Annotated in this window: 22 protein-coding genes and 1 riboswitch; of the genes, 15 read left to right on the top strand and 7 right to left on the bottom strand. The window is 66.2% G+C overall.

Annotation, left to right across the window (positions count from 1 at the left end; all coding sequences use genetic code 11):
* Positions 1 to 182: 182 nt before the first annotated feature.
* Positions 183 to 366: riboswitch (cobalamin riboswitch) on the top strand.
* Between the two features lie 102 nt (positions 367 to 468).
* Genes cobW through QE444_RS14875 form a run of 4 tightly spaced genes read left to right on the top strand, consistent with a single transcriptional unit; the run spans position 469 to position 6987 of the window.
* Positions 469 to 1521 (top strand): cobalamin biosynthesis protein CobW, encoded by a 1053-nt coding sequence (cobW, locus tag QE444_RS14890; protein ID WP_158893935.1) that lies wholly within the window; start codon positions 469 to 471, stop codon positions 1519 to 1521.
* 6 nt (positions 1522 to 1527) lie between these two features.
* Positions 1528 to 5277: a cobaltochelatase subunit CobN gene (gene cobN / locus QE444_RS14885; RefSeq protein WP_309739465.1), complete on the top strand. Its 3750-nt coding sequence runs from the start codon at positions 1528 to 1530 to the stop codon at positions 5275 to 5277.
* A gap of 1 nt (position 5278) precedes the next feature.
* Complete coding sequence (locus QE444_RS14880; protein ID WP_309739463.1) at positions 5279 to 6322, top strand: AAA family ATPase; 1044 nt, start codon at positions 5279 to 5281, stop codon at positions 6320 to 6322.
* Positions 6323 to 6378: 56 nt separating this feature from the next.
* A complete protein-coding gene (locus tag QE444_RS14875) occupies positions 6379 to 6987 on the top strand; it encodes a VWA domain-containing protein (RefSeq protein ID WP_309741996.1) in 609 nt (202 codons plus the stop codon).
* Between the two features lie 128 nt (positions 6988 to 7115).
* Here the strand turns inward: QE444_RS14875 and QE444_RS14870 are convergent, their stop codons facing one another.
* The 4 genes from QE444_RS14870 to QE444_RS14855 all read right to left on the bottom strand — a co-directional run bounded on the left by QE444_RS14870 (position 7116) and on the right by QE444_RS14855 (position 11022).
* Entirely contained in the window at positions 7116 to 8036 is a 921-nt protein-coding gene (locus tag QE444_RS14870; RefSeq protein ID WP_309739461.1) for a metal ABC transporter substrate-binding protein, read from the bottom strand.
* An 11-nt stretch (positions 8037 to 8047) separates the two neighbouring features.
* Positions 8048 to 8917, bottom strand: coding sequence for a metal ABC transporter permease (locus QE444_RS14865; protein WP_064308864.1), 870 nt, complete (start codon positions 8915 to 8917; stop codon positions 8048 to 8050).
* The gene (aztA, locus tag QE444_RS14860) at positions 8914 to 9648 is read right to left on the bottom strand and encodes a zinc ABC transporter ATP-binding protein AztA (protein ID WP_309739457.1); all 735 of its coding nucleotides are present in this window, start codon (positions 9646 to 9648) and stop codon (positions 8914 to 8916) included. The genes QE444_RS14865 and aztA overlap by 4 nt, the downstream gene beginning before the upstream one ends.
* 276 nt (positions 9649 to 9924) lie before the next feature.
* Positions 9925 to 11022, bottom strand: coding sequence for a DNA topoisomerase IB (locus QE444_RS14855; RefSeq protein ID WP_285389055.1), 1098 nt, complete (start codon positions 11020 to 11022; stop codon positions 9925 to 9927).
* Between the two features lie 90 nt (positions 11023 to 11112).
* Here QE444_RS14855 and QE444_RS14850 point away from each other — a divergent pair, with 90 nt between their 5' ends.
* The 7 genes from QE444_RS14850 to QE444_RS14820 all read left to right on the top strand — a co-directional run bounded on the left by QE444_RS14850 (position 11113) and on the right by QE444_RS14820 (position 16967).
* Positions 11113 to 11370, top strand: a complete 258-nt coding sequence (locus tag QE444_RS14850) for a DUF3253 domain-containing protein (RefSeq protein WP_187979363.1) — start codon at positions 11113 to 11115, stop codon at positions 11368 to 11370.
* A gap of 74 nt (positions 11371 to 11444) precedes the next feature.
* On the top strand, positions 11445 to 11753 hold the full coding sequence (locus QE444_RS14845; protein ID WP_158896648.1) for a PepSY domain-containing protein: 309 nt from the start codon (positions 11445 to 11447) through the stop codon (positions 11751 to 11753).
* 20 nt (positions 11754 to 11773) lie between these two features.
* On the top strand, positions 11774 to 12049 hold the full coding sequence (locus tag QE444_RS14840; protein WP_309739454.1) for a PepSY domain-containing protein: 276 nt from the start codon (positions 11774 to 11776) through the stop codon (positions 12047 to 12049).
* Positions 12050 to 12715, top strand: a complete 666-nt coding sequence (locus QE444_RS14835) for a response regulator transcription factor (protein WP_309739452.1) — start codon at positions 12050 to 12052, stop codon at positions 12713 to 12715.
* Positions 12712 to 14049: a sensor histidine kinase gene (locus QE444_RS14830; RefSeq protein ID WP_309739451.1), complete on the top strand. Its 1338-nt coding sequence runs from the start codon at positions 12712 to 12714 to the stop codon at positions 14047 to 14049. Before QE444_RS14835 ends, QE444_RS14830 begins: the two co-directional genes overlap by 4 nt.
* A 203-nt stretch (positions 14050 to 14252) precedes the next feature.
* The gene (locus QE444_RS14825; RefSeq protein WP_405046430.1) at positions 14253 to 15794 is read left to right on the top strand and encodes a methyl-accepting chemotaxis protein; all 1542 of its coding nucleotides are present in this window, start codon (positions 14253 to 14255) and stop codon (positions 15792 to 15794) included.
* A gap of 123 nt (positions 15795 to 15917) precedes the next feature.
* A complete protein-coding gene (locus QE444_RS14820) occupies positions 15918 to 16967 on the top strand; it encodes an AI-2E family transporter (RefSeq protein ID WP_017640512.1) in 1050 nt (349 codons plus the stop codon).
* Positions 16968 to 17153: 186 nt separating this feature from the next.
* Here QE444_RS14820 and QE444_RS14815 read toward each other — a convergent pair whose 3' ends face one another.
* Entirely contained in the window at positions 17154 to 18023 is an 870-nt protein-coding gene (locus QE444_RS14815; protein ID WP_133860632.1) for a MurR/RpiR family transcriptional regulator, read from the bottom strand.
* Positions 18024 to 18187: 164 nt separating this feature from the next.
* Between QE444_RS14815 and zwf the strand changes: the two genes are divergently transcribed.
* The 4 genes from zwf (at position 18188) to rluB (ending at position 22368) form a co-directional block, all read left to right on the top strand.
* Positions 18188 to 19657 carry a glucose-6-phosphate dehydrogenase gene (gene zwf, locus QE444_RS14810; protein ID WP_027602213.1) on the top strand — a complete coding sequence of 490 codons (1470 nt, stop codon included), beginning with the start codon at positions 18188 to 18190 and terminating at the stop codon, positions 19655 to 19657.
* Positions 19644 to 20354 carry a 6-phosphogluconolactonase gene (gene pgl / locus QE444_RS14805; RefSeq protein WP_273862026.1) on the top strand — a complete coding sequence of 237 codons (711 nt, stop codon included), beginning with the start codon at positions 19644 to 19646 and terminating at the stop codon, positions 20352 to 20354. The genes zwf and pgl overlap by 14 nt, the downstream gene beginning before the upstream one ends.
* A 20-nt stretch (positions 20355 to 20374) precedes the next feature.
* Complete coding sequence (locus tag QE444_RS14800; protein ID WP_309739446.1) at positions 20375 to 21013, top strand: bifunctional 4-hydroxy-2-oxoglutarate aldolase/2-dehydro-3-deoxy-phosphogluconate aldolase; 639 nt, start codon at positions 20375 to 20377, stop codon at positions 21011 to 21013.
* A gap of 293 nt (positions 21014 to 21306) precedes the next feature.
* Complete coding sequence (gene rluB, locus QE444_RS14795; protein ID WP_133860628.1) at positions 21307 to 22368, top strand: 23S rRNA pseudouridine(2605) synthase RluB; 1062 nt, start codon at positions 21307 to 21309, stop codon at positions 22366 to 22368.
* A 30-nt stretch (positions 22369 to 22398) separates the two neighbouring features.
* Here rluB and QE444_RS14790 read toward each other — a convergent pair whose 3' ends face one another.
* The gene (locus QE444_RS14790; protein WP_280307526.1) at positions 22399 to 23322 is read right to left on the bottom strand and encodes a GGDEF domain-containing protein; all 924 of its coding nucleotides are present in this window, start codon (positions 23320 to 23322) and stop codon (positions 22399 to 22401) included.
* A gap of 173 nt (positions 23323 to 23495) precedes the next feature.
* A complete protein-coding gene (locus tag QE444_RS14785; RefSeq protein ID WP_309739442.1) occupies positions 23496 to 24497 on the bottom strand; it encodes an NADP-dependent oxidoreductase in 1002 nt (333 codons plus the stop codon).
* Between the last annotated feature and the right edge of the window lie 6 nt (positions 24498 to 24503).

The raw sequence follows: 24503 nt of genomic DNA, 5'->3' as shown, positions 1-24503 counted from the left end.
CGGGCGCCACGCCGAAATATCGTTCTGGCTCAAGGTAGCGAAGGGGCGCGTGATGGCGATCATGGCAGGTCTTGAGGCGGAGGAAGGCAGGCGGTGGCTCGCCCTTGGCGACCGCTTCGAGAAGACCACGCGCCTCGTCCGCCGGTCAAGCCTGGCGGATTGACACCCTGGCGGGGCGCTCGTAGCCTGTCGCGTTCCGAGGTGCTCTTGTCGGCAAGAGCTTGAAAGGGAACGCGGTGCGATACCGCGGCTGCCCCCGCAACTGTAAGCGGCATCTTCAGCCACTCCACCAGGCCACTGCTCACGCGGGAAGGCCGGAGCCGGGCGCCGCGAGCCAGGAGACCTGCCTCGTCACGTTTCGAACATGCAACCGGGCGGGGTGATCCGGGCTGCCACCAGGGCCTCGCCGTCACGCGGGCGTCCGGCATGCCTGCCCGTCTTTTTTCGCTTTCTTTCTAAGGGCAGCCCATGAAAACCCTGGCCAAGACTCCCGTCACCATCGTTACCGGCTTCCTCGGTTCCGGCAAGACCACCCTGCTGCGGCACATGCTCGACCATGCCGAAGGCCGGCGCATCGCGGTGATCGTCAATGAATTCGGCGAGCTGGGCATCGACGGCGAGATCCTGCGCCAGTGCAGCATCGGCTGTAGCGAGGAAGAGGCCCAGGGCCGCGTCTTCGAATTGGCCAATGGCTGCCTGTGCTGCACCGTGCAGGAAGAATTCTTTCCGGTGATGAAGGAGCTGGTGGCGCGGCGGGGCGACATCGACCACATCCTCATCGAAACCAGCGGCCTGGCCCTGCCCAAGCCCCTGGTGCAGGCCTTCCAGTGGCCGGAGATCCGCACCGCCTGCACCGTGGATGCGGTGATCACCGTGGTCGACAGCCCGGCGGTGGCGGCCGGCACCTTCGCCGCCCATCCGGAGCAGGTGGATGCCCAGCGTCGGCAGGACCCCAACCTCGACCATGAATCGCCGCTGCACGAGTTGTTCGAAGATCAGCTCGCCAGTGCCGACCTGGTGATCCTCAACAAGGCCGACGGCCTGGACGCCGAGGCCCTGGCCCGGGTCCGCGCCGAGGTGAGCGAAGAGTTGCCGCCGGCGGTCAAGGTGGTGGAAGCCAGTCGTGGCGTGTTGCCCCTGTCGGTGCTGCTGGGCCTGCAGGCCGAGTCCGAGGCCCATATCGACAGCCGTCCGACCCACCATGACCTCGAAGGTCATGAAGACCATGACCACGACGAATTCGACTCCTTTGGCGTCGAGTTGCCCGAGGTGGCGGAAGCGACCCTGCTGGCGGCGCTGACCGAGGTGGTCAAGCGTCATGGCGTCCTGCGGGTGAAGGGCTTCGCCGCCATCGCCGGCAAGCCGCTGCGGCTGCTGGTGCAGGGCGTGGGCACCCGCTTCGACAAGCATTTCGACCGTGCCTGGAAGACCGGCGAGACCCGCAGCACCCAGCTGGTGCTGATCGGTCAGGAGCTGGACCAGGCGGCCATCACCGCCCAGTTGCGCGCCGCGGTGGCCTGACCCCGGATGCATCTGCTGCGTACTCAGCCGGGCGGTTTCGTCCCGGACGATGGCATCGCCCATTTGGCGCAGACACCGGGCGAGATCGTCGTGCTCTGCAGTGGCGATTCGCACCTGGCGCTGCTGGCCGAGGCGACCCGTAGCCTGGACGAGCGCTATCCCAGTCTGCGCCTGGCCAATCCCATGCAGCTGCAGAACCACGCCTCGGTGGATCTCTACGTCGACGAGGTGCTGAGCCAGGCGCGGGTGGTGTTCATTTCCCTGCATGGCGGCCAGGGTTACTGGCGCTATGGCATGGAGCGGCTGGCCGAGCTGGCCGCGCGGGGGCTGACCCTGATCGCGGTACCCGGTTGCGACCGGCCCGACCCGGAACTGATGGCCCTGGGTACGGTGGCGCCCGAGCTGGCCGAACGGTTGTGGCGCTATCTGCGCCAGGGCGGCCTGGGCAATGCCCGGGATTTCCTGCATTGCCTGGCCAGCGAGTGCCTGGATGCCCGGTACACCTACCAGCCGCCGCGGGAATTGCCGCGGGTGGCCGTCTATCACCCAGACGCCCTGGGTCTGGATGGCTGGCGTCAGCGCTGGCGACCGGACTGGCCTGCAGTGGCGCTGCTGTTCTATCGCACCCACCTGCAGTCGGCCAACACCGCCTTCGTCGATGTCTTCTGCCAGCAGCTGGAAGCTCAGGGGCTGAATCCGCTGCCCATCGTCGTGGCCAGTCTCAAGGAGTCGGCCTGCCTGGAAGAGGTGGAACGGCTGCTGGACGAGACCGCTACGGCGCTGATCCTCAATACCACAGGTTTTGCCCAATCCAGTCCGGAACGGCCGACTCTCACGCCGTTCCGTCGGCCGGTACCGGTACTCCAGGCCATCTGCGCCCAGGATAATCGCGAGCGCTGGCAAGAGAACCCCCAGGGGTTGGGCGCCCGCGACCTGGCCATGCACATCGCCCTGCCGGAGCTGGACGGGCGCATCATCACCCGGCCGATCAGTTTCAAGGGCCTGGCCTGGCGCTGCGAGCGCAGCCAGAGCGACGTGGTCAACTACCAGGCCGATGGCGAGCGCATGGCCTTCGTCGCGCGGCTGGCGCGCAGCTGGATCGAACTGGCGCAGCGTCCTGCCGCGGACAAGCGCATCGCCCTGATCCTGGCCAACTATCCGACCCGCGACGGCCGCATCGGCAATGGCGTCGGCCTGGATACCCCGGCGGCGGCGCTCAAGGTGCTGCAGGCGCTGCAGACGGCCGGCTACCCGGTGGCCAATCTGCCTGAAAGCGGTACCGCCCTGATCGAGCGCCTGCTCGGTGGGGTGACCAACGACAGCGCCCTGCGCGATCTGCGCCCGGCCCTGCAGAGTCTGGCGCTGCAGGACTACCAGTCGCTATTCGCCCAGTTGCCCCTCAGCCTGCAGCAGGCGGTGACCGAGCGCTGGGGCGGGCCCGAGGCCGATCCCATGCACCGTCGGGGTCGGCTCATGGTGGCCGGGGTGCGCTTCGGCCTGACCTTCGTTGGCATCCAGCCGGCGCGCGGCTACGACGTCGATCCGGCGGCGGTCTATCACGATCCTGCGCTGGTGCCGCCCCATGGCTACCTGGCCTTCTATTTCTGGCTGCGCGAGGCCTATGGCGCCCAAGCCGTGGTGCATCTGGGCAAGCACGGCAATCTGGAGTGGTTGCCGGGCAAGGGCGTCGGGCTGTCGGCGGAGTGTTGGCCGGACGCCATCCTCGGACCGCTGCCCAACGTCTATCCCTTCATCGTCAACGATCCGGGGGAGGGTGCCCAGGCCAAACGGCGCACCCAGGCGGTGATCATCGACCACCTGATGCCGCCGCTGACCCGCGCGGAGAGCTACGGGCCGCTGCGCGACCTGGAGCGCCTGGCCGACGAATACTACGACGCCAGCCTGCTGGACCTCCGACGCGCCACCGAATTGCGCGGCGAGATCCTGCAGCTGGTCCGCGAAACCGCCCTGGATCGCGAGCTGGGGCTGGTGATCACCGACGATCCGGACAGCTGGCTACCGCAGCTGGACGCCTACCTGTGCGACCTCAAGGAGTCCCAGATCCGCGACGGCCTGCATGTGTTCGGTGAATCCCCGACCGGCCAGCTTCGTCGCGATACCCTGGTGGCCTTGCTGCGCATTCCCCGGGGCGATGCCCAGGGCGCCAATGCCAGCCTGCTGCGAGTGCTGGCCAAGGACCTGCAGCTGGGGTTCGATCCCCTGGCCGCTGACCTCGGCGAGTCCTGGCAGGGGCCGCGTCCGGCGTGCCTGGAGGGGCTGTCGAGCGAACCCTGGCGCACCCTGGGCGATACCCGGGAGCGGCTGGAGCTCCTGGCCCTGGCCCTGGTTGCCGCGACCGTCGATGCCGAGCCGCTGCCGTTGGCGCTGGACGAATTGCCTGCCACCCGCCCGGTGCTGGAACACCTGGTCGGCCAGGTCGCGCCGGCCCTGGACAGCTGCGGTCCCGCTGAAATCGGCGGCCTGCTGAGGGCACTGGAGGGGCGTTTCGTTCCCGCCGGCCCCAGCGGCGCGCCGAGTCGCGGGCGGCTGGACGTGCTGCCCACCGGGCGCAACTTCTTTTCCGTGGACGTGCGCAACCTGCCGAGCATGACCGCCTGGCGGCTGGGCTGGCAGTCGGCCAACCTGCTGTTGGAGCGTCATCTGCAGGAGGAGGGCGATCACCTGCGTCAGCTAGGTCTCTCGGTCTGGGGCACGGCGACCATGAGGACCGGCGGCGATGACATCGCCCAGGCGATGGCCCTGCTGGGCGTGCGCCCGGTATGGCAGACCGGCAGTGCCCGGGTCGAGGACTTCGAGATCCTGCCGCTGTCGCTGCTGGATCGCCCGCGGGTGGATGTCACCCTGCGCATCTCAGGCTTCTTCCGCGATGCCTTCGGTGGGCTGGTCAGGCTGTTCGATGCCGCCGTCCAGGCGGTCGCCGCGCTGGACGAGCCGGACGACCTCAACCCCCTGGCCGCCCAGGTGCGCCGCGAGCGTGCTGCCCTGGAAGCGGCGGGTACCGCAGCTGATCTGGCCCGCCGTCAGGCCGGCTGGCGCATCTTCGGCGCCCAGCCCGGCGCCTATGGCGCTGGCGTCCAGGGCGCGGTGGAAGAGCGACAGTGGCAGGAACGTAGCGAACTGGCCACCGCCTATCTCAACTGGGGCGGCTACGCCTATGGCGCCGAGGATGACGGCACCGCTGCCCGCGACGACTTCTCGCGCCGCCTGGGTCGCCTGCAGGCCGTACTGCAGAACCAGGACAACCGCGAGCACGACCTGCTCGATTCCAACGACTACTACCAGTTCCAGGGCGGCATGCTGGCCGCTGCCGAGACCCTGAGCGGCCAGCGGCGTGCCAGCTACTTCGGCGATCACGCCCAGGCCGATCTCCCCAGGATCCGTACCCTCAGGGAAGAACTGGGCCGCGTGGTGCGCTCCCGGGCGGCCAATCCCAAGTGGATCGCCGGCATGAAGCGCCACGGCTACAAGGGCGCCTTCGAGATGGCCGCCACCGTGGACTACCTGTTCGGCTTCGGCGCCACCACCGAGCTGGTCGAGGATCATCAGTACCGGCAACTGGCCGATGCCTACCTGCTCGATGCCGATACCCGCGACTTCGTCGAACGCCACAACCCCGAGGCGCTGCGCGACATGACCGAGCGCCTGCTGGAAGCCCAGCAACGCGGCCTCTGGCAGGAGCCAGGCGACTACCGTGAAGCCCTTGAACAGCTCCTGATGGATATGGATGAAGCCTGAGATGACCGCTCCCGTCTTTCCCCTCGCTGCCGTGGTTGGCGCCGAGTCCCTGAAACTGGCGCTGTGTCTCAATGCCATCGACCCCCGTATTGGCGGCGTATTGATCGAAGGTCCCCGGGGTATGGCGAAGTCGACCCTGGCCCGGGGTCTCGCCGATCTGCTCGGAGGCGCTTCCTTCGTGACCTTGCCGCTGGGTGCCAGCGAGGAACGCATCGTCGGCACGCTGGATCTGGATGCGGCCCTCGGCGAGGGGCGGGCCCGCTTCGCGCCAGGTGTGCTGGCGGCGGCCGATGGCGGCGTACTTTATGTCGACGAGGTCAATCTGCTGCCGGATCACCTGGTGGATCTGCTGCTGGACGTGGCGGCCAGTGGGATCAACCGGGTGGAGCGCGACGGCATATCTCACGAGCACGCCGCTCGCTTTCTGTTGGTAGGCACCATGAATCCGGAGGAGGGCGAGTTGCGTCCGCAGTTGCTGGATCGCTTTGGCTTCGCCCTGGCGCTGGACAGCCGGCCGGCACCCCGGGAGCGGGCCGAGATCCTGCGCCGCCGCCTGGCCTTCGACAGCGATCCGCCAGCTTTCAATGCCCAGTGGGAACCAGCCCAGGCGGAGCTGCGGCAGCGCTGCGCCGCGGCCCGTGCGCGGCTTGCGGACATACCGCTGGACGATGCCGCGCTGGAAGCCATCACCGCAGGCTGCCACCAGGCCGGGGTCGATGGCCTGCGCGCCGATCTGGTCTGGTTGCGCGCGGCTCGCGCCCATGCCGCCTGGCGCGGCGCGCCTGCGATCGAAAACCCCGATATCGCCGCCGTGGCCGAATTCGCCCTGCGCCACCGGCGCCGCGCGTTACCGGACACTCCGGCAGTAATACCACCCCTGAAAGATAATTCAGCTGCTGATACTCAGGAGCAGGGGCCTGGCGATCAACAGCGACAGGGTGATGCCGAGCCCACGGCGGGTAAGGGCGATAGCTGGGGTGCCCTGGCGCCGGAGCCCACCGCGACGGGCCCCAGACGCCGCTTGGGCGCGGCAAAAAAGCCCTAGGCGTCCGATCACCTCATGCCCCGGATCGTGATGCCCGAAGCGGGACGGGCAAGGCCCTGGGCGGGCGTCAAGGCGCCCGTTCGCCAGGCACGGCAGGTCCCATCGCCTGGGTGCCGACGCTGCTCCGGGGGCGTCCGCGTCGCGCTGGTGATCTCTTGCGGCAACCGCGCCGGCAGCGCCCGGCGCAGCTCTGGCTGGTAATCGTCGATCACTCTGCGTCCACCCGCCGCCACGGCGCCCTGGCCCAGGCCAAGGGCCTGCTGGCCGACTGGTTCGAACAGGCCTATCGCCAGCGGGTCAGGGTCGCGGTCCTGCAGGCGGCAGGGGAGCGACCGGAATGGTCGTTCCAGGGCCAGCGCAGCGGTCAGGCATTGCAGGCCTGGCTGGAGCAGTTGGGAGCGGGAGGCGGAACGCCTTTGCTGGCTGGCCTGTCCGAAGCTCAAGCATGGCTGCGAAGTCGTCGGCGGCAGCGCCCTGGCGAGGAATGCCAGCTGCTCTTGGTCACTGACGGGCGCCTGCGCAACCTGGAAGAGCTGGCAGTACCGGACTGTCCTGTCCAGGTGCTGGATATCGAACTGGGACCGCTGCGCCTGGGACGGGCCGGGGAGCTCGCCCGGCGCCTGGGCGCGGAATACCGGCACCTGGAAGAGGTGCCGGTGGTCTAGCTAACCAGCTTTCTGGCGTAAGTTGGGTTGAGACGGCTCCACCGTCGAAGCCCAACGTGAAGGTGCTGAACCCTCACGCTGATGGGCTTCGCTGCGCTCAGCGCCAACCTACCAGAAGACCTTTAACCTCAATGCCCGCCCTTCATAGCCTTGACCAGGGTATCCACGTTGTAGCGGAACATGGCCGCATAGGTCGCAGCCGGGCCGTCTACCGGCGATAGCGCCTCGACGTACAGCTCACCACCCGGTTGGGCGCCGCTGGCCTTGGCGATCTGCTGCACCAGGCGCGGATCGTTGGAGTTCTCGAAGAAGTAGGTGGCGACATGCTCCTGCTTGATCTGGCGGATCAGCTTGGCGACGTCCTGGGCGGAGGCTTCGGCCTCGGTCGACAGACCCAGCGGCGAGATGAAGGTCACGCCATAGGCGTCGGCGAAGTAGCCAAAGGCATCGTGGGAGGTCAGCACCTTGCGCTTGGCCTGGGGGACCTGACCGATCTGTTCTCGGGCATAGCGATCCAGGGCTTCCAGTTCGGCGATGTAGCGATCACCGTTGGCCTTGAAGGTGGCAGCCTGCGCCGGATCCACCGAGGACAGCGCCTTCACCACGTTGCGGGTGTAGACGACCACGTTGAGCGGGTTGTTCCAGACATGGGGATCGATGCCGCCATGGTCGTGATCGTGGTCGGCGTGGCCGTGTTCATCCTCGTCGTCCGCCAGCTCGCGGGTCTTGATCCCTGCGCTGAGCACTACCGGCGGGCGCGCCTGGCCGGAGGCCTTGATCAGGCGATCCATCCAGCCTTCCAGGTGCAGGCCGCTCATGAACACCACATCGGCCTGTTTCAGCGCCTGGGCATCGGTGGGCGTCGGTTCGTAGGCATGGGGATCGCCATTGGGACCGACCAGGGAGGAAACCTGCACCTGGTCGCCACCGACCTGTTTGACCACGTCGGCGATCACGGTAAAGGTGGCGACAGCCTTGACCGGTGCGGCCTGGGCCTGGCCGGCAGTGGCGAGCAGCAGGGCAGCGCCCAGGGAAAACAGGGATTTCATGATGACTCCTTTCAGTGGGTGAGGTGAGGGCGAGGGCGCAGCCGCCGGTAGAGTCCCAGGCGACCGAACAGCAGGGAGAGGAGGTAGCAGCCGCCCGCGGTCAGGACGATGGCCGGACCCGAGGCGCAGCCGAGGTGATAGGACAGCACCAGGCCGATCAGGCCGCTGAGACTGGCGATTAGGCTGGCCACCGCCATCAGTCCGGGCAGGCTGTTGGCCCAGAAGCGCGCCGCGGTGGCCGGTAGCATCATCAGGCCCACCGCCATCAGCGTACCCAGCGCCTGGAAACCGGCGACCAGGTTGAGCACCACCAGCAGCAGGAACAGCAGGTGATAGAGCGAGCCGCGCCCGCCTACGGCGCGCAGGAAGCCCGGATCGAAGCACTCCAGCGCCAGCGGTCGGTAGATCACCGCCAGCACCACCAGCGACAGGGTGGCGATGCCGGCGACCAGATAGAGCGCCGTGGCGTCGATGGCCAGGATGGTGCCGAACAGCACATGCAGCAGATCCACACTGGAGCCGTGCAGCGAAACGATCAGCACCCCGGCGGCCAGGGAAATCAGATAGAAGCTGGCGAAACTGGCATCTTCACGCTGACTGGTGAAGCGGCTGACCAGGCCGGCGAGTCCGGCCACCAAGAGTCCGGCAAGCATCCCGCCGATGCCCATGGCCGGTAGCGACAGGCCGGCGACCATGAAGCCCAGGGCCGCGCCTGGTAGCACGGCGTGACTCATGGCATCGCCCACCAGACTCATGCGCCTGAGCATCAGCAGGACGCCCACCGGACCGGCGCCCAGCGCCAGGGCCAGGCAGGCCACCAGGGCGCGACGCATGAAGCCGAATTCGACGAAGGGTTCGAACAGGAGTTGATAGAGGGTCATGCGCGCTCACAGACCGCCGCATTGGCGTCCCAGTGCTCGGCGAGATTGCGCGCGCGGGCCAGATGCTCGCTGACCAGCACCTGATCGGTGGCGCCCCAGGCGATGGCTTCCCGAGCCAGCAATAGGGTCTCGGGGAAGTGCTGGCGGACCTGCTCCAGGTCGTGCAGCACGGCGATCACCGTGCGACCCTGACCATGCCAGCGACGGACGATGGTCAGCAGGTCCGCGGTGGTGCGAGCATCGATGGCGGTGAAAGGCTCATCCAGCAGCAGCACCGGCGCATCCTGCAACAGCAGCCGGGCGAACAGCACTCGCTGGAATTGCCCGGAGGACAGGGCGCCGACTAAGCGATCCTCGAGGCCTTCGAGGCCGACCGCCTGCAACGCCCGGGACGCTTCCTCGCGATGGGCGCCGGTGACCCCGCGCCAGACGCCCAAGCCGCGCCAGGCGCCCAGTATCACGGTTTCTAGCACGCTCAAGGGAAAGCTGCGGTCGATCTCCGCGGCTTGCGGCAGATAGCCCAGCCGGCGCTGGGGCACGGCCCGGTCCACGCGACCACTGACCGGTCTCAGGGTGCCGGCGATGGCCTTGAGCAGGGTGGACTTGCCCGCCCCGTTGGGGCCGACGATGGCGGTCAGACTGCCGGTCCGGAAGCTACCACTGAGATGATGGATGGCCGGATGCCGCTGATAGGCCAGGGTCAGGTCCTGAAGTTCGATGGCGGCGCTCATGGCAGGGCGACCGCCCAGAGTACCGCCAGCCAAAGCGCGACCAATGGGATGGCGGCGAGCGACAGCCGAACGGGCACGGAAATGAGGAGAAGGGAAGCGCGAGGGGATGCCATGACGGAGCCTTGAATGACGTGCAAAAGTTATAACATAACAAATGCGGCGTCGTCATCTGGGCGTCGGGAAGGAGTCACGCCAGGCGAGCATGACTGGCGCCTGCGCAGAATGCTCCCCGCCCCGTCCCGCCCCGCACAGGGGGCAGGGTAGCGTGCGACGTGGTCAGGCCGCCTGGGTCTCCGCCATCCGCTGTTCCAGCCGTTGCAGGAAGTTGAGTAGCAGCACCTCTTCCTCCTTGAGCCCCTTGCGCTTGCGCGGTTTGGGCAAGGTGCAGAGGTCGCCGGCGAGGAAGGCATCCAGCACGCCCGGATGGATATAGCACTTGCGGCAGACCGCCGGGGTGTTGCCCAGGGTGCGGGATACCGCCTTGACCATGTCCACCAGCTCTTTCTTGGCGTCGGTCTGGGTTTCACACCGCAACTCGCGCAGGGCTTCCAGCGCCAGGGCACTGCCGGCCCAGGTGCGGTAGTCCTTGGCAGTGAAGTCGGCGCCCGTGAGTTCATGCAGGTAGGCGTTCACGTCGGACGAGGTAACGGTATGGCGATCGCCGTCCCCATCCACATATTGAAAGAGGTGCTGACCTGGCAGCTCGAGGCACTTCTTTACGGTACGCGCCAGCCGCGGATCGCTGACCTTGATGTCATGCTCCACCCCGCTCTTGCCGCGGAAGTGGAAGGCTATGGTGTTGCCATGTACCTCGGCATGTCGGTTGCGCAGGGTGGTGAGGCCATAGGACTTGTTGCTCTTGGCGTACTGGGCGTTGCCGACCCGGATTAGGGTCGCGTCGAGCAGGCTGATGACCGTGGCCATAACCTTTTCCCGACACAGGCCGCGCCGGGCGAGATCCTCTTCCACCCGCTGCCGCAACTTGGGCAGGGCCTGCCCGAACGCCAGCATCCGCTCGTACTTGTCGGTATCGCGGATCTCGCGCCAGCGCGGGTGGTAGCGGTACTGCTTGCGGCCGCGGGCGTCGCGTCCGGTAGCCTGCAGATGGCCATTGGCGTCCGGGCAGATCCAGACATCGGTATAGGCCGGCGGGATGGCCAGCTTGTTGATGCGCTCGACTTCCGCCTGATCGCAGATGCGTTCGCCATCGGGGGTGAAATAAGCCCATTTGCCGCGCAGCTTGCGTCGGCTCAGGCCCGCCTGGCAGTCATCGACATAATTGAGGTCGGGCGGCAAGGGCGTGCAGAGGGCGGTACCAGTGTCGTCACGCTCATCGGCGGGGATGGGCAGGTCGGTCTGGGCGAGGCGTTGCATTACTTTCGAGACTTTCGAGCGAGAGGTCATGACTGCACCGACAATTTCCTGGTCGAAACGGTGGACTCTTGGAGAAGGGACCCGGTTCTCATGACAGCGCTCAAGCCGACCGACGCACAATTGCGCGAAGCCTTGCTGGCCAAGGCACAGGCGCGCCGTCCAGGGACGACCTTCTGTCCGTCGGAGGTGGCGCGTGACCTGGCTGCGGACTGGCGGCCGCTGATGGAGCCCCTGCGCGCTATGGCGCGTGAGCTGGCTCGCGAGGGCCGGCTGCAGGTGACGCAGAAGGGCGAAGCCCTGGATGCCGAAGCACCCTGGCGTGGTCCGATCCGCTTAAGCCTGGCTTAATCGGCGTTTAAGTTTCGATTAATGGCGGATCGCTACTCTGGACCCAGATCAAACAGCAACCAGAGAGAATCATCATGAAAAAGCTGACCGCCCTCGCGACTGCCGCCCTCCTGCTCACCGGTATGGGCGTCGCCCAGGCCCGGGATCTCGGCCCCGACGAGGCCCTCAAGCTGCGTGACAGCGGCAAGATCAAGAGCTTCGAGGTGCTCAACCAGGCTGCCATCGCCAAGCATCCGGGCTCGACGACTCACGAGACCGAACTGGAAGAAGAGTACGGGCGCTACATCTACCAACTGGAACTGCGTGACCCCAAAGGTGTGAAATGGGATCTGGAACTCGACGCCACCACTGGCGAAGTCCTGAAAGACCAGCGCGACGACTGACCGTCGGGCTCGCCGGGCTGGTGCTGCTCGGCAGCCTCTCGCCCCTGATCCAGGCCCGTGACCTGGATCAGGACGAGGCGCTCACGCTGCGCAAGGAAGGCGTGATCCGACCGCTGGAAAGCCTGCTGCAGCGAGTCAACGAACGCTATCCCCAGGCGCGGCTGCTGGAAGCCGAATTGGAAGAGGAGGACGGCCAGTATCGCTACGAGATCGAGATCCTCGTCGGCGATGTCGTCCGCGAACTGGAAATCGGCGCGATGGATGGCGCCATCATGAAGGATGAGGTGGACGACTAGATGCGCCTGTTGCTGGTGGAAGACGATGTGGCCCTGGCCGACGAGATCACGGCGTTCCTCACGCGGCAGGGCTACGCCATCGACTGGCTGGCCGATGGCCGCGATGCCGCCTGGCAGGGCGCCCAGGAACCCTATGACCTCATCGTGCTCGACCTGGGTCTGCCTGGCCGGCCCGGGCTGGAGGTGCTTGGGGAATGGCGTGCAAAGGCGCTGGCGACTCCGGTACTGATCCTGACCGCCCGCGACAGCTGGGCGGAGCGCATCGACGGCCTCAAGGCCGGAGCCGATGACTACCTCACCAAACCCTTCCACCCCGAAGAACTGGGCCTGCGTATCGCCGCCTTGCTGCGGCGGGTGCGCGGCGTGGCCAACCAGCCGTTGCTGCAGGCTGCCGGACTCGCGCTCGACGAGGCGCGCCAATGCGTAGTGCGTGGCAGTGAAACCATCGCCCTGAGCGCGGCGGAGTTTCGCCTGCTGCGCTGCTTCCTGCTGCATCCCGGGCAGATCCTGTCGAAGACGCGGCTCAACGACCATCTCTACGATGGCGAGAGCGAGCGCGACTCCAATGTCATTGAGGTCCACGTCAATCATCTGCGGCGCAAGCTGGGGCGCGCGGTCGTCGAGACGCGGCGCGGCCAGGGCTATCGCCTGGGCGGTGTCGATTGAAATCCATCCAGGCCCGGCTTAGGGTCGGGCTGGTGGCCATCCTGCTGGTGGCCGGTCTGGTGCTGGTGCTGGGGGGAGCCTGGCTGGTGGACCATGCCTTGCGCCGTTATCTGGAAACCGGTCTGCGCGGCGAGACGGAGAACCTGCTCGCCGCCCTGGTGCGCGGTCCCCATGGCCTGCAACTGGATGAGGGCCGGCTGGGCAGTCTCTATACCCGCCCGCTGTCCGGCCGCTATTTCCTTATCGAGATCCCGGCGCTGGACATTCGCTGGCGCTCGCGCTCGCTGTGGGACGCGCAACTGGAAGCGCCACCTGGCTCCGGCCTGAGCGAGAGCCTGGCGGACGGCCCCAGTGGCCAGCGACTGCTCGCCTATCGCGCCGATTACCAGCGCTACGGCCAGGCAGTGCAGGTAACGGTCGCCGACGACTACAACCCCCTGCTGGGCAACCTGACGCGCATCCTCGCGTTCGGTGGCTTACTGGGGCTGGCGACCCTGCTGCTGGTCCTGCTGCTGCAACGGCTGATCGTGCGCCGGGCGCTGCGCCCGCTGGAGCAGGTGCGCGAGCAGATCGCCCAGCTGCATCAGGGACGCCGTTCGACGCTGGACGCCAGCGTGCCGGCTGAACTCGAGCCGCTGGTGGCAGAAATGAATGCCTTGCTGCGTCACACCGAAGACGGCCTTAGACGCGCGCGGCATGGCATCGGCAATCTGGGTCATGCGCTCAAGACCCCGCTGGCGGTGCTGACCAGCCTGGCCGAGCGTCCCGAATTGCAGGCTTTGCCCGAACAGCGCGAGGTGTTGCGCGAACAACTGGGCCGTATCCGCCAGCGCCTGGAGCGGGAATTGCGCCGTGCCCGGCTGGCCGGCGAGGCCCTGCCGGGCGCGCACCTGGACGGCGCCGAGCTTCGCGAGCTCTGCACGCTGCTCAATCGGCTGCATGGCGAGCACCTGCAGTTCGAGTGTCGGCTGCCCGCGGGGCTGCGGCTGCCCTGGGACCGGGAAGACCTGCTGGAACTGTTCGGAACCCTGCTGGACAACGCCGGCAAATGGGCGGATCAGCAGGTTCGGCTTGAGGTGGCGCAGGGTGCAGAGGGCTATCTGATCCAGGTCGAGGACGACGGGCCCGGTGTGCCGCAAGCCCAGCGCGAGACGATCCTCGATCGGGGTGCCCGGCTGGATGAAGCGGTCAGCGGTCACGGCCTGGGGCTGGGAATCGCCAAGGATATCATCGACAGCTGCGGCGGAACCCTCGTTCTAGAAACCTCCGCGCTGGGTGGGCTGGCAGTGGTCATCCGGCTGCCGTTGCCAGCGCGCACCCCGTCACTCAGGTGACTCCCTGGTCAAGTTATCGGGCAGGGCGCCGATAACCGCCCAAGCTCTTGCGACCAAGGAGAACCTCGTGAGCCTCAAATTCAAAGTCACCTTACTGGCAGTCCTGCCCGTCTGCCTGTTCACGCTGGTGCTGGGTGGACTGTCCTATTGGGTTTTTGCACGAGCAGGCCGCCAGGGACGTCGCCGACGCTCGCGAGCGGCTGATGGTCCAGAGTCGCAACGCCCTGCAGAACAGCGTGGAAGCGGCCATGACCGTGGTCAAGCCGCTGTACGACAAGGCCGCTGCGGGCGATTCCGAGGCGCGCAAGGAGGCCATCGGCCTGCTGTCGGCCATCAGCTACGGCAAGGACGGCTACATCTTCGGCTACGATTCCAACGTGGTCCGCCTGTTCAAGGGCAACGATCCGGCCGGTATCGGCAAGAGCTTCAAGGACAATCGCGATCCCAGTGGCCTCTACCTCAACCAGGAACTGGTCCGAGTCGGCAAGGATGGCTCGCATTTCAGTCGCTACAGCTCTTCGCTGCCCGGCAACAAGGACGTGCTGGTGCCCAAACTCGCCTACACCGACTACCTGCCCAAATGGGATCTGGTGATCGGCTCGGCGGTGAATCTGGATGGCGTGGAGGCCGAGGTCGCGGCCGTGGCCCAGCAGGTCGCCAAACGCACCCAGGACCAGCTCTGGCTGATCTTCGGCGTGGCCGGCGTGCTGCTGGTGGTGATCGGCATCGCCGCGCAGCTGTTTGCCGCCCGCACCCTCAGACCCCTGGCGCAGATCCGGGAGAATCTCGACGACATCGCGGCCGGGGAGGGCGATCTGACCCGCCGCCTGCCGGTCAATGGGCGCGACGAGATTGGTGAGCTCGCCACCGCCTTCAATCGCTTCGTCGATCGCATCCAGGGCACCATCGCCCAGGTCGTCGACATCACCCACCAGTTCACCGGTCTGCTCGACGACGTCTCCCAGCAGGCCCAGCGCACCGATCGCGACATGCAGCGCCAGCGCAGCGAAACCGACCAGGTGGCCACCGCCATCAACCAGATGTCCGCGGCGGCCCAGGAGGTGGCGAGCAGTGCCCTGCAGGCCTCCGAAGCCACCCGTCAGACCGAGGAGAAAGGTCGGCTGGCCCGCGAGACGGTTGCCACCAGCGTGGCGCGCATTCACGAACTGGTCGAGGAGGTACGCCAGAGCAGCGTGTCCCTGGATGGCCTCAAGCAGGACGTGGGCGCCATCGTCGGCGTGCTCGACGTGATCCGCGCCATTGCCGAGCAGACCAATCTGCTGGCGCTCAATGCCGCCATCGAAGCGGCCCGGGCGGGCGAGGCCGGTCGCGGTTTCGCCGTGGTCGCCGACGAGGTACGCGCCCTGGCCAGCCGGACCCAGCAGAGCACCCAGGAAATCCAGGGCATGATCGATCGCCTGCAACAGGCCACCGGCCGCGCGGTCGGGGCCATGGAACGCTCGGGCGGCATGGGCGAGGCCACTACGGCCCAGGCCGAGCAGGCCGGTACCGCCCTGGCCGCGATCAGCGAGCTGATCGCCACCATCAACGCCATGAACAGCCAGATCGCCAGTGCCGCCGAGGAGCAGACGGCGGTGGCCGAGGAGGTCAATCGCAGCGTCCACACCATCGCCAGTGCCGTCGACAGCATGGCCCAAGGCGCCCAGCAAGGCGCGCGCAACACCGCCGGCATGGTTGGCCTCGGTGAGCGCCTGGACGGCCTGGTACGTCAGTTTCGCGTATGATCCCGGGCGCGCTGGCTACGCCGGCGCGCCTCTTCGGGCCAAGTTGGGGGTGCTTATGGGAACCCCACGGCTTCCGAGGCTCTAAGCAAGGCCTGTCATCCTTGTTTGGAATCGCGAAAGCCAATGAAAAGTGCTCGGCTGGAAAACAAGACGTTCCTGATCCTGCTGGTGGTGGTCTCGCTGGCCTTCGTCTGGATCCTCACGCCCTTCCTGGGGGCGGTGTTCTGGGGCGCCATCCTCGCCATCCTGTTCGCCCCGCTGCAGCGCTGGTTCGTCCGGCGCTTCAACAACAGACGCAACCTCGGGGCGCTCTGCACCCTGTTCGTGATCCTGCTCATCGTCATCCTGCCGGTGGTGTTCATCGCCATTTCCCTGGTGCAGGAAGGCTCGCTGCTGTACCAGCAGGTCAGCAGCGGTCAGCTCAACTTCGGCCAGTACTATCAGCAGATCTGGGGCGCCTTGCCGGGTTCGGTGCGTGGCGTGCTGGAGCGCTTCGGTGCCGGTGACCTGGATGGCATTCGCCAGAAGCTCTCCGAAGGCGCCATGCAGGGCAGCCAGTTCGTCGCTACCCAGGCCTTCAGCTTCGGTCAGGGCACCTTCCAGTTCCTGATCGGCTTCGGTGTGATGCTCTATCTGCTGTTCTTCCTGCTGCGCGATGGTTCGCAGCTAGTGGCGCTGATCCGCAAGGCCATTCCGCTGAGCGACATGCACAAGCGCAGCCTGATGGCCAAGTTCACCGCCGTGGTGCGTGCCACGGTCAAGGGCAATATCATCGTCGCCGTGGTGCAGGGTGCCCTCGGCGGCTTCATCCTCGGCGTGCTGGGTGTCCAGGGCGCGGTGCTCTGGGGCACCCTGATGGCCTTCCTGTCGCTGCTGCCCGCGGTCGGCTCGGCGCTGATCTGGGTACCGGTGGCCATCTACTTCCTGGCCACCGGTTCGGTGATCAAAGGGGTCATCCTGATCGTCTTCGCCGTGGTGGTGATCGGCCTGGTGGACAACTTGCTGCGCCCCATCCTGGTCGGCAAGGACACCAAGATGCCCGACTACGTGGTACTGATCTCCACCATTGGTGGCATGTCGCTGTTCGGCCTGAATGGCTTCGTGATTGGCCCGCTGATCGCCGCGCTGTTCATGTCGACCTGGGATCTGTTCAGCCATCGCGACGACATCTAAAAACCTGCTCACGATCTGCTGCGCGTCGGCCGGACCGCGTTGAAAGCGCCCTGGAAGGCCAGCCCCGTCGGAATGCTCATTTACTCTAGGTAAACGCAGCTTCCTTAGGCGCTTTCGCGGGGCCGCCCAAGCCTTGTCTGGCTCTGGCTCGCGAGATCCTAAGCAGGTTTTGCACAGTGAGGGCGCTTAGCCCTGGTCGGGCTCCGAGGGATAGCGGGTGGCGACTAGGCTTTCCTTGACCTTGCGCAGGTGCGGCTGGAAATCCACGCCGCGCTTGAGCGTGACCCCGGTAGCCAGGATGTCCAGCACGGTGAGCTGGATGATACGCGAGGTCATGGGCATGTAGATGTCGGTGTCTTCCGGCAGCGGGATGTCCAGGCTGTGGGTGCAGACCTTGGCCAGCGGGGTGTTGCTGGCGGTGAGGCCGAGCACCGAGGCGCCGTTGTCGCGGGCCAGCTTGGCCACGTCCACCAGTTCGCGGGTGCGGCCGGTGTAGGAAATGATCACGAAGAGATCGCCGGTCCTGGCGATGGAGGCGAGCATCCGCTGCATCAGCACGTCCGAATGCGCCGATACCGCCATGTTGAAGCGGAAGAACTTGTGCTGGGCGTCCAGGGCCACGGGGGCCGAGGCGCCCAGGCCGAAGAAGTGGATCTGCCGCGCCTGGATCATCAGGTCCACCGCGCGATCCACCGTGCGGGCGTCCAGTCGCTGGCGGGCGCTGTCCAGCGAGGCGATGGTGCTGCTGAAGATCTTTTCCGCGTAGGCTTCGGATTCGTCGTTGGCTTCCACCGCCTGGCTGACATAGACCGCGCCGCTGGCGATGCTCTGCGCCAGCTGGATCTTCATCTCCGGGTAGCCGCTCACGCCCAGGGAACGGCAGAAGCGATTGACGGTGGGCTCACTGACCTGGGCCGCCTGGGCCAGGGCCGCGATGGTGTAGCGCGTGGCCTGCCGGGGATTCTGCAGGATGACCTCGGCGACCTTGCGTTCCGCGCGGTTGAGTTCGCCGATGCGGTTCTGGATGGTTTGCAGCAGGGTGCTGGCACGATCCATGAGAACTCCTAGTGGTTGTTGTGCCTCTATCCTAAGGCTATAAAAGGTATGGGCTGGGCTTACCCCTGCGCCGTATTTTTTAATATAAAGACTACGCGAATCGCCCCGGCTCCCCTATGATGGTGCTGGAATATCTCAAACTTTAAGTAAAAGAACGAATATTTATGGCTGGCGTCCGAGTTCTACCCTGTACCCTGGCAATCTTCGGCGCGTTGGGCGACCTGGCCCTGCGCAAACTTTTCCCTGCCCTGTATCAGCTGGATCGCGAAGGTCTGCTGCACGAGGATACCCGCATCATGGCGCTGGCGCGTGACCAGGGCGATGGGGTCAAGCAGCTGGAGCACATCGAGGAGCGCCTGCGCCACTATGTGCCCAAAGCCGATTGGGACGAAGCGGTATGGACCCGGATGCGCGGTCGCCTGGGCTATCGCGCCATCGATTTTCGCAATCGCGAAGACTATACGGGACTTGCCGAGGATGTGGGCGAGACCTCGCCACTGATCGCCTATTTCGCCACCCCGGCACTGGTCTACAGTGCCATCTGCGAAAACCTCGCCGCCGTCGGCCTGTGCGAGCGCACCCGGGTGGTGATGGAAAAGCCCATCGGCTACGACCTGGAATCCTCCAAGGTGGTCAACGACGCCGTGGCGCGCTTCTTCCCGGAAGACCGCGTCTACCGCATCGACCATTACCTGGGCAAGGAGACCGTACAGAACCTCATCGCCCTGAGATTCGCCAATAGCCTGTTCGAGACCCAGTGGAACCAGAACTACATTTCCCACGTGGAAATCACCGTGGCCGAGAAGGTCGGGATCGAGGGTCGCTGGGGCTATTTCGACCAGGCCGGCCAGTTGCGCGACATGGTGCAGAACCACCTGCTGCAGCTGCTCTGCCTGACCGCCATGGACCCGCCGGCGGATCTGTCGGCCGACAGCATCCGTGACGAGAAGGTCAAGGTCCTCAAGGCGCTGGAGCCCATTACCGCCGACCAGCTCGCCAGCCGCGTGGTCCTGGGTCAGTACACCTCCGGCTACAGCGACGGCAAGCCGGTGCCGGGTTATCTGGAAGAACCCAATTCCAACACCGAAAGCCGCACCGAGACCTTTGTCGCCATCCGCGCGGACATCCGCAACTGGCGCTGGTCAGGCGTGCCTTTCTATCTGCGTACCGGCAAGCGCATGCCGCAGAAGCTGTCGCAGATCGTCATCCACTTCAAGGAACCACCGCACTACATCTTCGCCCCCGAGCAGCGCAGCCTGATCAGCAACCGCCTGATCATCCGCATCCAGCCGGACGAAGGCATTTCGCTGCAGGTGATGAGCAAGGACCAGGGCCTGCGCAAGGGCATGCAGCTGCGCAGCGGTCCGCTGCAGCTCAATTTCTCCGAGACCTTCAAGCACCTGCGCACGCCGGATGCCTACGAGCGACTGCTGCTGGAAGTCATGCAGGGCAATCAGTCGCTGTTCGTTCGCAAGGACGAGATCGAAGCGGCCTGGAAGTGGTGCGATCAGCTGATGGATGGCTGGTCGAAAATGGGCGACTCGCCCAAGTCCTATGCCGCCGGCAGCTGGGGTCCGCTGACCTCCATCGCACTGATCGCACGAGACGGGAGATCCTGGTATGGCGACGTCTGATCTGGGGCAGGGTGTGACCCTGCGCGAATTGCCCGACCGCGAGGCCCACGCCACGGCGCTGGCCGAAACGGTCACGGCGGCGCTGCGCGAGGCCCTGGCGGCCCGCGGCGAGGCGCTGCTGATCGTTTCCGGCGGCCGCAGTCCGGTGCCCTTCCTGGAGCGCCTGGCGCAGGCCGAGCTGGATTGGTCCAAGGTGCTGGTCACCCTGGCGGACGAGCGCTGGGTACCCGGTGACCATCCGGACAGCAATGCCGGCCTGTTGCGCCAGCACCTGTTCCAGGGACCCGCTGCCGCCGCAGGTTTCGTCGATCTCTATAGCCCGGCCGCTTCCACGGAAGAGGGTATGGCCCAGACCGAGGCCCGGCTGCGCGACACCCTGGCAACCCCCGATGTGCTGGTGCTGGGCATGGGCGACGACGCCCATACCGCCTCGCTGTTCCCCGGTAGTCCCGGCCTGGAAGAGGCTCTGGATCCGGCCAGCGAGCGCCTGAGTTTTCCTGGCGTGGCACCGTCCGCGCCCCAGACCCGCATCACCCTGAGCCGTGCCTACCTGAGTCGCGCGCGGCAGCAGATCCTCGCCATCCAGGGCGCGGGCAAGCGACAGGTGCTGGAAACCGCTCTGGCCGAGGGCGATGAGCTGGCCACTCCGATCAAGGCGTTCCTGCGCGAACCCCTGGTCGTCTATTGGTGCCCCTGACGAGGAGTTGAGTTTTGGACATGCAGAACAAGATCGCGACCCTAGATGCCCTGTGCGCCCGCGCGCGGATCCTGCCGGTGATCGTGATCAACGATCCCGCCGACGTGCTGCCCTTCGCCGACGCCATGGCCGTGGCGGGGCTCACCGCCCTGGAAATCACCCTGAGATCGGCCCACGGGCTTGACGCGGTGCGCCTGCTGCGGCAGGAACGTCCCGAGCTGGATGTTGGCGTGGGCACCGTGCTTGACGTGCGGATGTTCGACGCTGCGGTCGAGGCGGGCGCCCAGTTCATCGTCACTCCGGGCACCACCGAGGAAATTCTCCAGGCCGGGGTATCGGCGCCCATCCCGCTGCTGCCGGGCATCGCCACGCCCTCGGAGATCATGCAGGCCTACCGCCTGGGTTATCGGCGCTTCAAGCTGTTCCCTGCCAACGTCTATGGCGGCGTGGATGCGCTCAAGGCGTTCGCCGGTCCCTTCGCCGAACTCAAGTTCTGCCCCACCGGTGGCGTCAACCCGGGCAATGTGAAGAACTATTTCCAGCAGCCCAACCTGCTGTGCGTCGGCGGCAGCTGGATGCTGCCCGGCGACGTGGTGAAGGCCAAGGACTGGACGCGCGTCGAGCAGCTCTGCCGCGAAGCCCTGGCCACGCTGGACTAAGCCTGCGGCCATCCGTCACCCGCCAGGCTAGTGCGGTGTCTCTGAAGTTCGCACAAGAATTGGCGAGTGTTTTTTTGGCTTTGGCTAGGCGCCGGTACGAGTCATAGCAGGGCTATGGCGAGGAGTGGCAACGCTGCCAGAGCCGAAAAAGCGCCGCCAGGATTGTGCAGTCAACTTCTGAGACACCACACTCGCTAGGCTGGCGCGAGCAGGGGCGCTATCATGCGCCCCTGTCTTTTTCCTGGCGCCCGTTCCGCGGCGCCTTTGTCGTCCACTACACCGGGAGGTGCCTGATGACCCTCGACAAGAATCCCCCAAACGAATCCCTCGATGAAACCGTCCCCGCGCCGGCGGGCGAAAAGCTGCAGAAGGTGCTGTCGCGCCTGGGCGTCGGCTCGCGGCGTGACGTCGAAGCCTGGATCGGCGAAGGCCGTATCAAGGTCAACGGCGTGGTCGCGCCCCTGGGTCTGAGGGTCATGCCCAAGGACGCCATCGCGGTAGACGGCCGTCTGCTCAAGCGCGACCAGGCCGAGGAAGTTGTGCGGCGCGTGCTGATCTACAACAAGCCCGAAGGCGAGATCTGCACCCGTGACGATCCCGAAGGTCGGCCCACCGTCTTCGACCGCCTGCCCAAGCCCAAGCAGGGCCGCTGGATCAATGTCGGTCGCCTGGACATCAACACCACCGGCCTACTGCTGTTCACCACCGATGGCGAACTGGCCAACCGGCTGATGCACCCGTCCTACCAGATGGATCGCGAGTACGCGGTACGGGTCCGGGGCGAGGTGACCGAAGAGATGCTGCTGCGCCTGAAGAACGGGGTGATCCTCGAAGACGGCCCGGCGCGCTTTACCGACGTCCAGCAGGCGCCGGAAGGTGATGGCTTCAACCACTGGTTCCATTGCGTGGTGATGGAAGGTCGCAACCGCGAAGTCCGTCGGCTGTGGGAATCCCAGGGACTGGTGGTGAGTCGTCTGAAGCGCGTACGTTTCGGTCCGGTGTTCATGACCAGCGATCTGCCGGTCGGCCGTTGGCGCGAGATGACCCAGGGGGAGATCGACATCCTCGCGGGTGAAGTCGGCCTGCCGCCGGTGGCGCTGCCGGCCATGGGCGGCAAGACCAAGGAAAAGCTCGAGCGTCAGCAGCGCAAGACCGCGCGGCCGATCGATGCCGGTCGGGGTTCGCGCAACAAGCTCAACAAGACGGGCAAGGCCAGCAAGCCCCAGGGGTCGGCCGTGGCCGAGCGTCCCAGCGAAATGGGCCGCAAGCCGGTCAGCAAGGGCCGTACCTCGCCGGGCATTGCGCCGCGTCGCGGGCCGAGCGGTGGCGGTACCGGCAAGGGCGGTCGCCGCTAAGCAGAGCGGTCGCCTGGCCCCAGGCGACCCTCAGGCCAGGCTGCAGAATCGATTGCGGCCTTCGGCCTTGGCCTGATAGAGGGCCCGATCCGCGCGCAGCAGCAGACAACGCGGTGACTCGACGTCGCGCAGGGTCGCCAGACCCAGGCTCAGGGTGACTGGCAACGGGATGGCGCCGGCCGTCTCCGACTGGGCCTCCACCGCCGCTCTCAGGCGTTCCGCCACGATATGCGCCGCTTCATGGCCGGTGGCCGACAGCAGCACACAGAATTCCTCGCCGCCAAAGCGAAAGACCATGTCCATGCTTCTCAGGCTGTTGCCAAGGGTGCGGGCAGTCTGGCGCAGCACGTCGTCACCGACGCTATGGCCGAAGCGGTCGTTGATGCGCTTGAAGTGGTCCAGGTCCAGCATCAGCAGCGACAGCGGCTGCTGGGTCCGTCGGGCCAGTTCCAGCTCACGCACCAGGGCACGATCCAGGGCGCTGCGATTGCCGACACCGGTCAGGGCATCGCGCAGGGCATTGTTCTGGGCCTCGCGATAGAGCAGGGCATTGCGCAGGGGAAACAGCAGGCTGCCAAGGAGGTATTCCAGCGCGCCGAGTTCGCTGTCCTGGAAGCGCTCCTGGCGGTAGAACGTCAGATCACCCAGGCGCAGGTCTCCCTGGCTCAGGTGATAGTGCACCTGATGACCCTGGTCTTCACCCAGGTCGATGGCCACGTCCTCCGCGGCATTGCGGTAGGTGAGGCCGGGCAGGTCCACCAGCGTATCCACCTCCTGCCGGAAGAGTTGCAGGACCCGCTCGAGATCCAGCGATGTCTGCAAGACGCCGAGCAGGCGCTGGCGCAGGGCGCCCAGCACCGCCGGATCGCTGTCGCGGGCGGGGCCAGCCAGGTTGGCGTTGCGCTGCTGGCGAGCGCGATCGAGATTGATGGTGTTGGACGAGGGCGGGACCATGCCTGTTCTCCTTGGCGGATAGTCCCCCTACAGCGAGAAGCGTGCCAGTCTTATAGTGTCAATCAAATCAATGGCTTAGCACGATGGTGGCGATTGGCCGTCTGTAACTTGACGCCTGAAGTCCAGACGGGCCGCCATTGCGGCCCGCTGGTGACGACTTTCCGACGCGCGACCTAGACCTTGAGCACCAGCTTGCCGAAGTTCTCGCCGGAGAACAGCTTCATCAGGGTCTCGGGGAAGGTATCGAGGCCTTCCACCACGTGCTCGCGGGATTTGAGCTGGCCGTCGGCCAGCCAGATCGCCAGCTGCTGCTGGGCCTCGGCGTAGCGCGCGGCGTGGTCCAGCACGATAAAGCCTTCCATGCGCGCGCGATTGCTGAGCAGCGCCAGGTAGTTCTGCGGGCCCTGCACCTTGTCACTGTTGTACTGGCTGATGGCGCCGCAGAGCACTACCCGTGCACGGAAATTGATCTGCGCCAGCACCGCGTCCAGGGTCGGGCCGCCGACGTTGTCGAAGTAGACGTCGATACCGTTGGGGCATTCACGGTGCAGGGCGGACGCCAGGTCCGCTTCGGCCTTGTAGTCGATGGCGGCGTCGAAACCCAGTTCCTCGATCAGATAGCGGCATTTTTCCGCGCCACCGGCGATACCCACCACATGGCAGGCCTTGAGCTTGCCGATCTGGCCGACCATGCTGCCGACCGCGCCGGCAGCGCCGGAAACCACGATGGTCTGGCCGGCCTTGGGCTCGCCGATTTCCAGCAGGCCGAAGTAGGCGGTCAGACCGGTCATGCCGAGTACCGAGAGATACTGGGGCAGGCTGGCCTTGCTGGGGTCCACCTTGTAGAAGCCCTGGGGCTCGCCCAGGTAGTAATCCTGGATGCCGAGCATGCCGTTGATCGTGTCGCCGACCTTGAATTCCGGGTGGTTGGATGCCACTACCTCGCCCACGCCCAGGGCACGAATGACTTCGCCGAGGCCGATGGGCTTGATATAGGACTTGCCCTCGTTCATCCAGCCGCGCATGGCCGGGTCGAGGGAGAGATAGAGATTCTTGATCAGCACCTGACCGGCGCCGGGTTCGCCGATCGGCTGCTCGACACGCTCGAAGGTGTCGGCGGTGGGTTCGCCGGACGGGCGCTTGGCGAGCAGGAACTGGCGATTGGTACGGGACATGGTGTT

The sequence above is a fragment of the Pseudomonas sp. SORGH_AS_0199 genome (genome assembly GCF_031453735.1).
GTDB classification, from domain to species: domain Bacteria; phylum Pseudomonadota; class Gammaproteobacteria; order Pseudomonadales; family Pseudomonadaceae; genus Chryseomonas; species Chryseomonas aestiva.
Note: the sequence above shows the minus strand (reverse complement) of the source record. Positions and strands in the feature narration are given on the sequence as shown.